This window comes from Bowdeniella nasicola (assembly GCF_900107735.1).
Taxonomy (GTDB): Bacteria; Actinomycetota; Actinomycetes; order Actinomycetales; family Actinomycetaceae; genus Bowdeniella; species Bowdeniella massiliensis.
Window position 1 is genome coordinate 94,506 of record NZ_FNQV01000008.1, and the last position, 13,257, is coordinate 107,762.

A 13,257-nucleotide genomic window follows, 5' to 3' on the forward strand; every position below is an offset into this window, starting at 1 on the left:
TTACTCCTCATCCAGGTTCGGTGCCACATCGCCGAGGCTGCCTTCGTAGGCGTCGCGAATGGCGGCGGCAAGACGCAGCGGGTCGTGCACATCGGCCCGCTCGGCTGAGCGTACCTGACGGAAGACGACTCGGCCGCCCATCGCGTACGCACTGTGGACCAGATCATCGGGATCGGCGACGGCTAGCGGATCGGCGATGACGGTGTCGCACCGCAAGGCAGCGTCATGATCCTGCAGCACTCGCAGGTGGTCGGCGGGCGTTAGGCCAGCTGTTTCCTGATCTTGGGGCGCAAGGTTCATCACAATCATGCGGCGGGCCTTGGCGCTGCGAATCGCCGCGGCGAGATCTGGCACGAGGAGATGCGGCAGGACCGAGGTGTACCAGGATCCGGGGCCAAGGATGATCAGGTCGGCGGCCTCGAGAGCCTGCAGCACCTCGGGCCGCACGGGTGGATTGTCCGGCACGAGGTGAACATTATCGAGGCGGCCACGCGCTTCGGCGACCGTGACTTGGCCGCGGATCGTTCGGGGTGCGACAGGTTCCGCCCCGCGGTGGCTGCTGTCGGCTGTCGGCTCAATATGCAGATCGGCTTCGATAACGAGTGGGATCGCGCTCATGGGCAGGACCCGGCCGCCCGCACCGAGGAGGCGGCCGACGAGATCAAGGCCCGCGACCTCGTCGCCGAGTTTCTCCCACAGCGCGGCAATGAGGAGGTTGCCGACCGCGTGACCGCCGAGTGGACCATCGGAGGCGAAGCGGTGTTGCAGCACATCGCGCCACGTCCGGCCCCACTCATTGCCTTCGCACAGCGCGGCAAGGGCCATCCGCAAATCGCCGGGAGGCAAACAACCAAACTCGTCACGCAACCGGCCCGATGAGCCGCCATCGTCTGCGACGGTGACGACGGCCGTGATGTCTTCGGATAGGAATCGCAGGGCGCGCAGCGTGGCGGAAAGGCCGTGTCCGCCGCCCAGCGCGACGGCGCGTAATGTGCGGGGCATTGCTCGCCCCTATTCGCGCCCGAGGTCGCGGTGGATCGTGCGGACCGCGAAGCCCGAATCCCGCAGTTGACGCGAGATCTCCTCGCTCATCGCGACCGAGCGGTGTTTGCCGCCGGTGCAACCCACCGCGATCGTGACATAGGGCTTGAGTTCGTTTTGGTAACCGTCGAGAACCGGGGTCAACGTGCCCACGTAGCTCGTCGCAAATTCCTTGGCGCCAGGAAGGCCAAGGACATAATCGGAGACTTCCTTATCTCGGCCGGTGAGGTGGCGCAGCTCACTCACCCAGTACGGGTTAGCTAAGAACCTCATGTCGACGACGTGATCGGCGTCGAGCGGCAGTCCGTATTTGAACCCGAAGGACATCACGGTGATGTGCAGCGGGCGTTCGGCATCGTCAGAGGCCACGACTTCGCGCATCTTGTGGGCCAGATCGTGGACGGATAGGTCCGTTGTATCGATGACGACGTCGGCGCGATTGCGCATTTGCTCCAGGACGATCCGCTCATTTTCGATACCGTCCATGATGCGGCCGGGGCCTTGCAGCGGGTGGGGGCGCCGGACGGTTTCAAACCGTCGCACAAGTTCGGCATCGGAGGCGTCGAGGAAGATGATGCGGTAGTCGATCGAGTTGCGGCGGAGTTCGTCAAGCACATTGACAAGCTCGGCGAAGAACTCGCCAGAGCGGACGTCAACGACGGCGGCGAGACGGTGAATGCCGTCCCCGGAGCGCATCATGACGGCGAGCGGCATGAGCATGCGGGGCGGCAGGTTATCGATCACATACCAATCGAGATCTTCCAATGCCGCAGCAGCGCGGGTGCGTCCGGCGCCCGACATGCCCGAGATAATGAGGATCTCGGGACGCTCGGAGCGTGGCAGCTCCGTTTCTTCGTCAAGGACAGGGATACCATGCGGAACCGTGGGCGGAGGCGTGGAGCTCATGGCTTCAGTTTCTCATGAGGGACGCCCCGCTGGGGCGTGTCAGCTAGAGGTTGTGTGATCGGATGCCTGGCTGTCAGCTGGTGGTGGGGCCAGGGCAGCAGCAATCGAGGCGGCAAGTGCCGGTCCTACCCCGTCGACCTCCTGCAGTTCGGCCAGGCTTGCGGCTCGGATGGCTTTGACTGATCCGAAGTGCTTGAGCAGCGCGGCTTGGCGAGAGGGGCCGAGCCCAGGGATGTTATCGAGCGCAGATCGGGTCATGGCGCCGGAGCGGCGCTTGCGGTGGAAAGAGATCGCGAACCGGTGAGATTCATCGCGCAGGTGTTGCAACAGATAAAGCGCTGCCGAGGTGCGCGGCAGGATGAGTGGGAAGTTCTCCCCTGGAATCCAGACCTCTTCGAGACGTTTGGCGAGGCCAATGATGGGGATGTCGACCCCCAGCTCGTCCAAGGTGCGCTGGGCCGCGTTAACCTGTGGGAGCCCGCCGTCGACCACCACCAATTGGGGTCGGTAGGCGAAACGTTGTGGGCGTCCCGTCTCCGGGTCGACGGCACCTGAGGTCGGAATGTCATCGGTTGGCTCACCGTCGTCTTCGGCCGGGGACTGCTCCCCTATCGTCGCGGCGAGTCGGGAGAACCTGCGCCGCAGCACTTCGCTCATCGCTGCGGTGTCATCTGCGGCACCATCGCCGTTCTCACCGCGAATAATTAAGTGGCGGTAGTCCGCCTTGCGCGGGATGGCGTCCTCGAAAACGACCATCGACGCGACCTGGTTCGTGCCCTGGGTATGGGAGACGTCGAAACACTCGATCCGTAAGGGCGCCTCGGTCAGGTCGAGATTGTCTTGCAGTTCTTCCAGCGCTGCCGAGCGCGCAGTCAGGTCACCGGCCCGCTTGGTGCGGTGGAGTTTCAGTGCGGCTTTCGCATTGGCGTGGACGGTTTCCATCAGGGTGCGCTTGGCGCCACGCTCAGGCACACGTAGTCGCACTTTGGCGCCACGCAACTCCCCCAGCCAGCGTGTCATCGTTGCTGAATCGGTGGGAAGAACCGGCACGAGAATCTCTGGTGGGATGGCGTCGATTGACAGGTGGTCGATGTCATCGACACTGCGCTTTGTACGGCGTGGGCGCAGCGATACATCAGCTCGTTCGCCATACATCTGGGTCAGGAGTCGTTCGATGAGTTCCTCCGGGGAGGCGTCATCGATACGGTCCGTAACCCAGCCGCGGTGACCACGCACGCGACCGGCACGTACGTAGAACACTTGGACTGCGGCCTCAAGTTCATCGACTTCTAAGGCGTAGACATCGGCATCGACGTTTTCTGCCAGGACAAGCGTGTTTTTCTCCGCAACGGTGGCAAGAGCCGTGAGATCGTCGCGTCGGGCTGCAGCCTTTTCAAACTCCTCGGCCGCAGCAGCTTCGAGCATCTCGGCGTGCAGCCGCTCCGTGATGCCCTGAGTCCGTCCGGCCATGAAGTCACACAGGGAGTCGACAAGGGCACGGTGGTCGTCGGGGCTGATGCGCCCAACGCAGGGTGCCGAACACTTGTCGATATAACGGAGCAGACAGGGCCTCCCGCTCGCTGCGGCTCGGCGGTACACGCCAGCGGTGCACGTGCGAACAGGAAAGACCCGCAGCAGCATGTCGAGGGTTTCCCGGACGGCCCATACCTTCGTATAGGGACCGAAATAGCGAGAACCGCGCCGCTTCGCCTGCCGCGTGACATAGACCCGCGGAACCTGCTCGCTGAGCGACACAGCGAGATAGGGATAGGACTTATCGTCGCGGTACATGACGTTAAACCGCGGCTCGAACTCCTTAATCCACGCGTACTCGAGAGTGAGTGCCTCGATCTCGCTGGTGACGACGGTCCATTTAACGGCGCTCGCCGAGTAGACCATCGTGCGGATGCGCGGGTTTAGCCCGCTCGGGTCCTGGAAATAGCTGGAGAGGCGGGCCCGCAGGTTCTTCGCCTTGCCCACGTACAGCACCCGCCCATCGGGGTCAGAAAACCGATAGACGCCGGGCGAAGTCGGAATATGGCTTCGTTTCGGGCGATAGGTTGCGGGATCGGGCACCCGTCAAGCCTATGACAGCTGCTCGACTATTGCGGAGGCAAACCGTAGAAGTCCTCCGACGGCGGAAGCTGCGGACAGGCCGCTTCCGCACGGTCATCGCCAACGATGAGCGAGGACGGTGGCCACCTGTCGCGGCATCCATCCTCGCGCGCTATCGAGGAGCTCTCAGGGTGAGAACCCCTAGAGAATCTCCTTCAGGTACTGGCCGGTGTAGGACGTCTTCACCTTGGCGACGTCCTCAGGTGTTCCTTCGGCAATGACTTGGCCGCCACCATCTCCGCCCTCCGGACCCATGTCAATCACCCAGTCGGCGTTCTTAATGACGTCGAGATTGTGCTCGATGACGATGACCGTGTTGCCTTTATCGACGAGGGACTGGAGCACGAGGAGCAGCTTGCGGATGTCCTCGAAGTGGAGGCCCGTGGTTGGCTCGTCGAGCACATAGATCGAGCGGCCGTTGGATCGCCGGTGCAACTCGGATGCGAGCTTGACGCGCTGCGCCTCGCCGCCCGACAGGGTCGGCGCGGATTGCCCTAGCCGGACGTAACCAAGACCGACGTCCGTGAGCGTCGTGAGATGACGCGCGATCGCGGGAACATTGGCGAAGAAATCCGCAGCCTCGCTGATCGGCATATCGAGGACTTCGGCCACGTTCTTTCCCTTGAACCGAATCTCCAAGGTTTCGCGGTTATAGCGCGCTCCATTACAGACTTCGCACGGGACGTAGACATCGGGCAAGAAGTTCATTTCGATCTTGATCGTGCCGTCACCACTGCAGGCTTCACAGCGCCCACCCTTGACGTTGAACGAGAACCGACCCGGTCCGTAGCCACGGACCTGAGCTTCAGGGGTTTGGGCGAAGAGTTTACGGACGTGGTCCCACACTCCCGTGTATGTCGCAGGGTTCGAGCGCGGTGTCCGGCCGATGGGTGACTGATCGACGTGGACGACCTTATCGAGATGCTCCACCCCAGTGACCCGAGTGTGGCGACCCGCAGGCGTCCGATTCTTGTTCAATTCCCGGGCAAGGACGCGGTACAAAATGGAGTTGACCAGTGTTGACTTGCCGGAACCGGAGACACCTGTGACCGCGATGAGTGTCGACAGCGGGAACGAGACGGTGACGTCCTTCAGGTTATTCTCGCGCGCACCGGTGACCGTGAGCTCGCGTTCGGGATCGACCTCGCGACGCTTGGTCGGGGTTTCAATGGCTCGCCTCCCGGCAAGATAGTCCCCTGTGACGGACTCCTTGGCCTTCAGCAGGCCGGCGTAGGTTCCCGAGTGGACGATGCGACCGCCATGTTCGCCGGCACCCGGACCGATGTCCACGACCCAATCGGCGGTGCGGATGGTGTCTTCGTCATGTTCGACAACGATGAGAGTGTTGCCGAGATCGCGCAACCGCGTCAGGGTATCGATGAGCTTGCGATTATCACGCTGATGCAACCCGATAGAGGGCTCGTCGAGGACATAGAGGACGCCGACCAGGCCGGAGCCAATCTGAGTAGCCAGACGGATACGCTGGGCCTCACCGCCGGAGAGCGTGCCGGCCGAACGCGAGAGCGTCAGGTATGTCAAGCCAACGTCGACGAGGAAGCCGAGGCGGGCGTTGATCTCCTTGAGGACCTGCCCGGCAATAGCCGCTTCCCTGCCAGTGAGGTCGAGGGTCGCAAGGAAGTCCCGCGCATTTTCGATCGACATTCCCGTCACATCGGCTATCGATTTCCCACCGATCGTGACGGCGAGGACTTCGGGTTTCAGACGGGCGCCACCGCAGGTCGGGCACGGGACTTCGCGCATGTAGCCCTCGTAGCGTTCACGGGAGTTCTCCGACTCGGTTTCCGCGTGTTTGCGCTCAATGAAGGTCACCACGCCCTCAAATCCCGTGGAGTACTGCCGCTCGCGACCCCACCGGTTGCGATAGCGCACGTGGACCTTGTGATTGCGACCGTAGAGCAGCGCCTGCTGGACCTTCTTCGGCAGATCACGCCACGGCGTATCAACTGAGAATCCCATGTCATCGCCGAGCGCTCGCATCAGCCTAAGGTGGTATTCGCTCGAGCCGCGCATCCACGGCGTAATAGCGCCGCCTTCGAGGCTCAGTTCCGGATCTGGGATGACAAGCTCGGGATCGACTTCAAGTCGCGAGCCGATACCGGTGCAGTCCGGGCAAGCCCCGTAGGGTGCGTTGAACGAGAACGTCCGCGGTTCGATTTCCTCCAGAGTAAGGACGTGATCGTTAGGGCAGGCGCGCTTTTCGCTGAATCGCCGACGACGCTCCGGGTCCGCCTCATCTCGGTCAACAAAATCAGCAACGACCAGGCCATCGGCGAGTTCGAGCGCCGTTTCGATTGAGTCCGTCAGGCGATTCTTGATACTCGGCTTAGCGGCGAGACGATCGATCACTACATCGATGTCGTGCTTGAGTTTCTTTTCTAGCGTCGGGGGCGCATCCAGGCGGATGGCCTCACCATCAACGATGGCGCGCGCGAACCCGCGCGATTGCAGTTCGCGGAAGAGCTCGGAGTATTCACCCTTACGACCGCGGATGACGGGCGCAAGGATCTGAAAGCGTGTCCCCTCGTCCTCTGCCAGCAGCCGGTCAACGATCTGCTGCGGGGTCTGTGCGACGATTCGCTCACCGCACTGAGGACAGTGTTGGATACCCGCCCGGGCGAAAAGGAGACGGAGGTAGTCGTATACCTCGGTGATGGTGCCAACCGTCGAGCGCGGATTGCGGCTCGTTGATTTCTGATCGATCGAGACCGCGGGCGAGAGTCCCTCAATGAAGTCAACATCGGGTTTGTCCATTTGCCCGAGGAACTGGCGAGCATAGCTCGACAAAGACTCGACGTAGCGTCGTTGGCCTTCGGCGAAGATCGTATCGAAGGCGAGGGAGGATTTTCCCGAGCCGGACAATCCGGTAAAGACGATGAGTTCGTCGCGAGGCAGGTCGAGATCGACGCCGGTGAGATTATGTTCCCGAGCGCCCTGAACAATAAGCCGATCACTCACCCCTTGATCGTAGGCGCACCATCGCCATTTCGCACACGTGTTCTATGCGAGAGTCGCCACACGAGGATTGCGCCGACGGCACCGACGCCGATCACCAGGCCCCAGCCTTGCCACGACGGGAGATCCAGAGCTGCGAATCTCCGCAGCGGCGGAATCGCCAAAATCGCTAACACGGCAGCGACCATGGCGGCGAGGAGACCTGCCCGCCACGTCGGCCTGCCTGCGCTCGTTGTCAGTGGTTGGCAGAACAGCCCAAGCAGCGTGAGTGCGATGATCAGGGTGGTGAGCATCGTTGCGGCAAAGGCCTGCTCGCGCGTCAGCGCGAAGGGTGGGTCCAAGGCCAGGCCCTGCACCACCAGCACTGCGACCGCAATAACTGCCCCCGCCGGGGCGGCGAGGCTGACGACGCGCCTGAGGAACCCTGGTCGGTAGCGGCGCGTATTGGGGGCGAGCGCGAGGACGAACGCAGGAATCCCGATCGACAGCGAACCGATGATCGTCAGGTGGCGGGGCAAGAACGGATAGGTGAAGGCGAGCCCCGAGGTTGCTACCGCGAGCAGGATCGCATACATCGTTTTCGTTAAGAACAGCGCGGAGACGCGTTCCATATTAGCCATGACTCGCCTGCCCTCGGCCAGGACGTGCGGCAGTACGGAAAACTTACCGGACAGCAGGACGAGTCGGGCCACGGCCTTTGTCGCGCGGGCGCCGTTGTCCATCGCGATGCCGAGGTCGGCTTCCTTCAGCGCCAGCGAGTCGTTCACGCCATCGCCCGTCATTCCGACCACGTGCTCTTCGGATTGCAGCGCCAAGACGATGTCCCGCTTTTGCTCCGGCGTCACGCGTCCGAGGACGTCAACGTCCTTCAGGGCAGCAGCCAGCTCAGCCCGTTCCGCGTCCGTGGGGGTTTCCCTCGCGGGATACGGTAGCGAGCGCGCATCCCGCACCCGCGGATGGCCATCGGCGATCCCGACGTTCGCGGCCACCGCACCGGCCGTGGCCGGGTGGTCACCCGAGATGACGAGCAGCCTGATCCCCTGCTCCGTGAGGTAAGCGAAGGTCTCATGCGCGTCGGGACGCAATTCCTCACCGATGACAATAAGCACCCGCAGCTGGAAGTCTGGCCGAGCGGCCCCCGCAGACTCGTGCGCGGCGGCGCTGGCAAAGGCGACGACGCGGTAACCCTCCGCCGCGATGCCTCGCGCCCGAGCCACCTCATCGCCTGCCAACAGCACGTCGGGCGCGCCCAGCGCATAGGTCGTCTCCCCCACCCGGATGGAACCAAATTTCCGGGTGGAATCAAATGCGGCGTAATCACATGTCGGTAGGTCGTCTTGCTCCGGCAACGTGCGGACATAATCGTCGAGCGCCTCCGCCGTCGCGTTGCCGCGGTCGGCACACAGGGCAGCAAGCGCGCTGCGTTCGGCAGTATCGAGCGGTTTCCCGTCATCGTCGAGATACCGCACCGCCATGGCGCCGGTCGTCAGCGTGCCGGTCTTATCTAGGCATAAGGTATCGACTCGAGCAAGAACTTCGACGGCCGGCAGCTCCTGAACAATCGCGCCGCGGCGTGCCAGCTTCGCGCCGGCGACGGCGAAGTTCATTGAGGTAAGCAATACGAGACCCTGGGGAATCATCCCGACGACGGCAGCGACCCCGAGCACCACAGCGGGCTTCCACTGGCCCGAATCGATCGCTTCGCCCACGCTGCCGTGCGCCCGCAGTTGGGAGAACATGACGAGCAGCGCCAGCGGCACGATGATCCACGACAGCCGCGTCAGGATGTAGTCGATGCCATCGGCGAGTTCGGAGCGCACCTTGCGGTAGCTACGTACCTGCGCAGCCAGCTGATTCGCATAGGAATCGGGGCCGATGCGATTTGCCTCAACCAGCGCACTTCCGGCAACGACGGCTGAGCCCGAGAGCACCTTGTCCCCGGTGTGCTTATACAGCGCGTCGGACTCCCCTGTCAGAATCGACTCATCAACCCGCAGATTCTCGGTGTGCGCGACCCGCCCATCGACGGGAATCTGATCACCCAGTTTGACCTCGACGAGGTCGCCAAGCACGATATCTTGCGCGGGAATTGTGACACCCTCGCCATCTCGGATTACTCGCGCGGTGGGGGCGTCCAGGATCGCGACGTTATCGAGGACTCGCTTGGCTCGAATCTCTGCGATCGTACCGATCGCAGTGTTAAAAATGAGGACGACGCCGAAGACGGCATCCTGCCACTGCCCCACGAGCAGCACAATGACGACGGCCACCGCGAGGATCGCGTTAAAAACCGTAAAGATATTCGACCGGAGGATCTCGCCCGTCGTGCGGCCATGCGGCGTCGCCGCCCGGTTCGTGTGACCGGCTTGAATCTGGGCGGAGACCTCGGCACCGGTCAGCCCGGACAGGACTGACACGCCCCCTGTGCTGGTGTTCATGCCCTTAGCTTAGGTCCCGCGCCCACTGGCGGCCCGCCGTGAGGACGGCCACAATGGGCACATGGTCATAGTGGAGAGCACCGAAGTCACCATCACGCGACTCGTGGTCGGTTCGATGGACAACAACGTCTACCTCGTGCGCGATACCGAGTCCGGTCGCGTCATCATTATCGACGCCGCCGACGATGTCGAGGCAATCGTCGATGCCTGCCAGGACGATTTCGGCAACGTCCGCGTCGAACGCATCATCACCACCCATCGGCACGCCGATCACATCAAGGCGCTCGGCGCCGTCGCCGCCCGCACGGCCTCCAAAGCATTTGCTGGCGTTAACGACGCCCAAGCGATCCAGGACGCGACCGGAGTTGTCCAGCATCCGCTCGCCGATGGCGACCAGATCCGCCACGGCCGCGTCATCATGGACGTCATCGAGCTCGTGGGGCACACCGAGGGCGGCATCGCCCTCATCCTCAAGCCGCTCACTCACCCACCGGTCGTGATCTCCGGGGACTCGCTATTTCCCGGTGGCGTTGGCAAGACGAACTCGCGGGAGGATTTCGACCGGCTGCTCGCCGATGTCGAGGCCAAGATCTTCGCGAAGCTCCCCGATGAGGCAGTCGTGCTGCCCGGTCACGGCGATGCGACGACGCTCGGCGCCGAACGAGGGAGCATTCCGGCCTGGCGCGAACGCGGCTGGTAGCGACTCAGCTCTCGTCGGGCCACCACAGCTGGTGGCGGCGCCGGCGCCGCACGATGCGCATGCTCGCTTCGATCGCGAGCACGGCGACGGCGAGCCAGATCAGGCCATAGGTCGGTAACTCTGCGGGCTCGATCGATTCCCCGAGCAACGTAAAAGCGACGATGACGAGCAGGACCGGTTCGAGGTAGCTCAGCAGCCCGAACAGCGCGAACGGCAGCCAGATCTGGGCCCCGGTGTAGATCGCCATCGCCCCTGCGGACAGCACTCCCAATCCCCCGATGAAAGCGACGGCCTGCCAGCTTGCGACGGCACTCAGCGAGCCGGGATTCCCCACGATGATGATCGACAGCGGCACCATGAGCCCCATCTCGGCCCACAGCGCCGACGAGGACGCCATCGACGCAAGGCGCCGCAGGACGAAGTAGGCGGGATAGCCGATCGCGACGACAAGAGTCACCCACCCCAGCCCCCCGGAGCGCACGATCTCGTATCCGACGCCAAGCGCAGCGAGCCCGGTCGCGACGCCCTGGCCGCGGGTGATCGATTCGCGAAAACCCACACGGCCGATAACGATCATGACGAGCGGCATGAGGAAATAGCCGAGTGAGAGTTCTGCGGTGCGCCCGGCGCCCGGAGCCCAGGTAAAGAGCACCATCTGGGCGGTGAGCAGCGCCGCGTTGATCACGAGCACGGGGATGCGCCACCACGAGTGCGTCAACGTCGTAACGAACCGGACGATGCGCGGCCACCTGCCGGAGAGCACCATGGCAGCGGTCAGAGCGGGAAACGTGAGCAGCAACCGCCAGCCAAAGATCTCCCAGCCGCCAAGAAAACTAGCAAGGAGATCGGAGTAGAAGGCGAGGACGCCAAACAGGACCGAGGCGCCAATTGACGCCATGACGCCCCGCGAGAAGTGGGGCGAGGTCGACGCCGTCGCGGGGCTCACATCAGATCACCCCGCCCGCTCACTGCGCGGCCCTCATCTGACGCAGCTCCTTTTTCAGGTCCGAGATCTCATCGCGCAACCGCGCCGCGAGCTCGAACTGCAACTCGGCTGCGGCCCCGCGCATCTGCTCCGATAGGTCCTCGATGAGCGTGACGAGATCCCCTTCGGACTCGGTCACGACGCGTTGGCGGACCTTGGAGCCCGCCTTCTTTCGTTCCGCAGCGCTCGGACCGCTACCGGCTCCGCGATAGCCACCGGCGAGCAGCTCAGCCGTGTCAATGTCCTCGCGGGCGAGCATGTCGGTAACGTCGGCGATCTTCTTGCGCAGCGGCTGCGGATCGATGCCGTGTTCGGTGTTGTAGGCGATCTGTTTGGCGCGGCGCCGCTCGGTTTCATCGATCGCGACCCGCATCGCCTCGGTAACCTTGTCGGCGTACATATGAACTTCACCCGTGACGTTACGAGCGGCGCGCCCGATTGTCTGAATGAGGGACTTGGCCGATCGCAAGAAGCCCTCTTTGTCGGCGTCCAGGATCGCGACGAGTGAGACCTCGGGCAGGTCGAGTCCCTCGCGCAGCAGGTTGATACCGACGAGAACATCGAACTGGCCAAGGCGCAGCTCACGCAGCAGCTCGACGCGGCGCAGCGTGTCGACATCCGAGTGCAGGTACTGGACCTTCACGCCCTTATCGAGCAGATAGTCGGTGAGGTCCTCCGCCATCTTCTTCGTCAGGGTCGTCACGAGCACGCGCTCATCGCGTTCGACGCGGGCCGTGATCTCTCCGAGCAGATCGTCGATCTGCCCCTCGGTGGGCTTGACGACGACCTTCGGGTCGACCAGCCCGGTGGGGCGAATGATCTGTTCCACGACGCCGTCGGCCTGGCTGAGCTCGTAGTCGCCGGGAGTGGCGGACATGTAGACGGTTTGGCCGATCCGTTCGAGGAACTCGTCCCAGCGCAGCGGGCGGTTATCGAGCGCGCTCGGCAGCCGGAAGCCATGATCCACGAGGGTGCGCTTGCGCGAGGCATCGCCTTCGAACATTGCCCCGATCTGCGGCACCGTCACGTGCGACTCGTCGATGACGAGCAGGAAGTCCTCCGGGAAGTAGTCCAGTAGCGTGTGCGGCGCTGTGCCCGGACCGCGGCCGTCGATATGGCGCGAATAGTTCTCAATTCCGGCGCACGTGCCGACCGTACGCATCATTTCCAGGTCGTAAGTGGTGCGCATCCGCAGCCGCTGGGCTTCCAGCAGCTTGCCCTGCGTCTCGAGTTCGGCCAGCCGCTCGGCGAGCTCGGCCTCGATGTCCTTCATGGCGCGTTCCATGCGTTCCGGGCCCGCTACGTAGTGGGAGGCTGGGAAAAGGAAGACCTGCTCGGTTTCTGCCACGACGTCGCCCGTGAGCGGGTGCAACGTCGCGAGGGCATCGATCTCATCGCCGAACATCTCGATGCGGATCGCTAGTTCCTCGTAGACGGGGATGATCTCGATGGTGTCGCCGCGGACCCGGAAGGTACCGCGTGTGAAGGCCAGATCGTTGCGGGTGTATTGCATGCTGACGAATTGGCGCAGCAGATCGTCGCGATCGATCTGCATCCCCACGTGCAACGGCACCATTCGGTCGACGTACTCCTGCGGCGTACCAAGGCCATAGATGCACGAGACCGAGGCAACGACGACGACATCGCGGCGAGTCAACAGCGCGTTCGTGGCCGAGTGCCGCAGCCGCTCGACCTCGTCGTTGATCGATGAGTCCTTTTCGATATAGGTATCGGTCTGCGGGACGTAGGCCTCAGGCTGGTAGTAGTCGTAGTAGGAAACGAAGTATTCGACCGCGTTATTGGGCAGCAGCTCGCGAAGTTCCGCGGCGAGCTGAGCGGCCAGCGTCTTATTCGGCGCCATGATGAGCGTCGGTCGCTGGACCTGCTCGATCAACCACGCGGCCGTCGCCGACTTACCGGTGCCCGTCGCGCCGAGCAGGACCATGTCCTTCTCGCCCGCATTGATGCGCTCGGTGAGTTCTTTGATCGCGCTCGGCTGGTCGCCGGACGGCGTGAAGTCGGAGATAACCTCGAGCCGGTTGGGAGTGCGAACGATGTCGGAAACTGGGCGCATGCTCCCAGGGTAGTTGACGGCGCTG

Annotated in this window: 8 protein-coding genes; 1 reads left to right on the forward strand and 7 read right to left on the reverse strand. The window is 63.4% G+C overall.

From position 1 onward, the window contains the following. From yvcK to BLU67_RS07430, 5 genes are all read right to left on the reverse strand, one after another. Positions 1–1,002 carry a gluconeogenesis factor YvcK family protein gene (yvcK, locus tag BLU67_RS07410; RefSeq protein WP_092564526.1) on the reverse strand — a complete coding sequence of 334 codons (1,002 nt, stop codon included), beginning with the start codon at positions 1,000–1,002 and terminating at the stop codon, positions 1–3. A gap of 9 nt (positions 1,003–1,011) precedes the next feature. Beyond that, a complete protein-coding gene (gene rapZ, locus BLU67_RS07415) occupies positions 1,012–1,947 on the reverse strand; it encodes an RNase adapter RapZ (RefSeq protein ID WP_092564528.1) in 936 nt (311 codons plus the stop codon). A gap of 39 nt (positions 1,948–1,986) precedes the next feature. Beyond that, positions 1,987–4,023 carry an excinuclease ABC subunit UvrC gene (uvrC, locus tag BLU67_RS07420; RefSeq protein ID WP_092564529.1) on the reverse strand — a complete coding sequence of 679 codons (2,037 nt, stop codon included), beginning with the start codon at positions 4,021–4,023 and terminating at the stop codon, positions 1,987–1,989. 180 nt (positions 4,024–4,203) lie between these two features. Beyond that, the gene (gene uvrA / locus BLU67_RS07425; protein ID WP_092564531.1) at positions 4,204–7,038 is read right to left on the reverse strand and encodes an excinuclease ABC subunit UvrA; all 2,835 of its coding nucleotides are present in this window, start codon (positions 7,036–7,038) and stop codon (positions 4,204–4,206) included. After that, positions 7,035–9,473, reverse strand: coding sequence for an HAD-IC family P-type ATPase (locus BLU67_RS07430; protein WP_092564533.1), 2,439 nt, complete (start codon positions 9,471–9,473; stop codon positions 7,035–7,037). The genes uvrA and BLU67_RS07430 overlap by 4 nt, the downstream gene beginning before the upstream one ends. Positions 9,474–9,534: 61 nt before the next feature. Here BLU67_RS07430 and BLU67_RS07435 point away from each other — a divergent pair, with 61 nt between their 5' ends. After that, positions 9,535–10,173, forward strand: a complete 639-nt coding sequence (locus BLU67_RS07435) for an MBL fold metallo-hydrolase (protein WP_092564535.1) — start codon at positions 9,535–9,537, stop codon at positions 10,171–10,173. Between the two features lie 4 nt (positions 10,174–10,177). Here the strand turns inward: BLU67_RS07435 and rarD are convergent, their stop codons facing one another. Continuing rightward, positions 10,178–11,119, reverse strand: a complete 942-nt coding sequence (gene rarD, locus BLU67_RS07440; protein WP_092564537.1) for an EamA family transporter RarD — start codon at positions 11,117–11,119, stop codon at positions 10,178–10,180. 19 nt (positions 11,120–11,138) lie between these two features. Further along, on the reverse strand, positions 11,139–13,232 hold the full coding sequence (gene uvrB, locus BLU67_RS07445; protein ID WP_092564539.1) for an excinuclease ABC subunit UvrB: 2,094 nt from the start codon (positions 13,230–13,232) through the stop codon (positions 11,139–11,141). Positions 13,233–13,257 lie beyond the last annotated feature (25 nt).

What these genes read in the sequence shown, in the direction of transcription:
- yvcK (WP_092564526.1), bottom strand. Translation starts at nt 1,002, where the DNA reads ATGCCCCGCACATTACGCGCCGTCGCGCTGGGCGGCGGACACGGCCTT.
- rapZ (WP_092564528.1), bottom strand. Translation starts at nt 1,947, where the DNA reads ATGAGCTCCACGCCTCCGCCCACGGTTCCGCATGGTATCCCTGTCCTT.
- uvrB (WP_092564539.1), bottom strand. Translation starts at nt 13,232, where the DNA reads ATGCGCCCAGTTTCCGACATCGTTCGCACTCCCAACCGGCTCGAGGTT.
- BLU67_RS07430 (WP_092564533.1), bottom strand. Translation starts at nt 9,473, where the DNA reads ATGAACACCAGCACAGGGGGCGTGTCAGTCCTGTCCGGGCTGACCGGT.
- BLU67_RS07435 (WP_092564535.1), top strand. Translation starts at nt 9,535, where the DNA reads ATGGTCATAGTGGAGAGCACCGAAGTCACCATCACGCGACTCGTGGTC.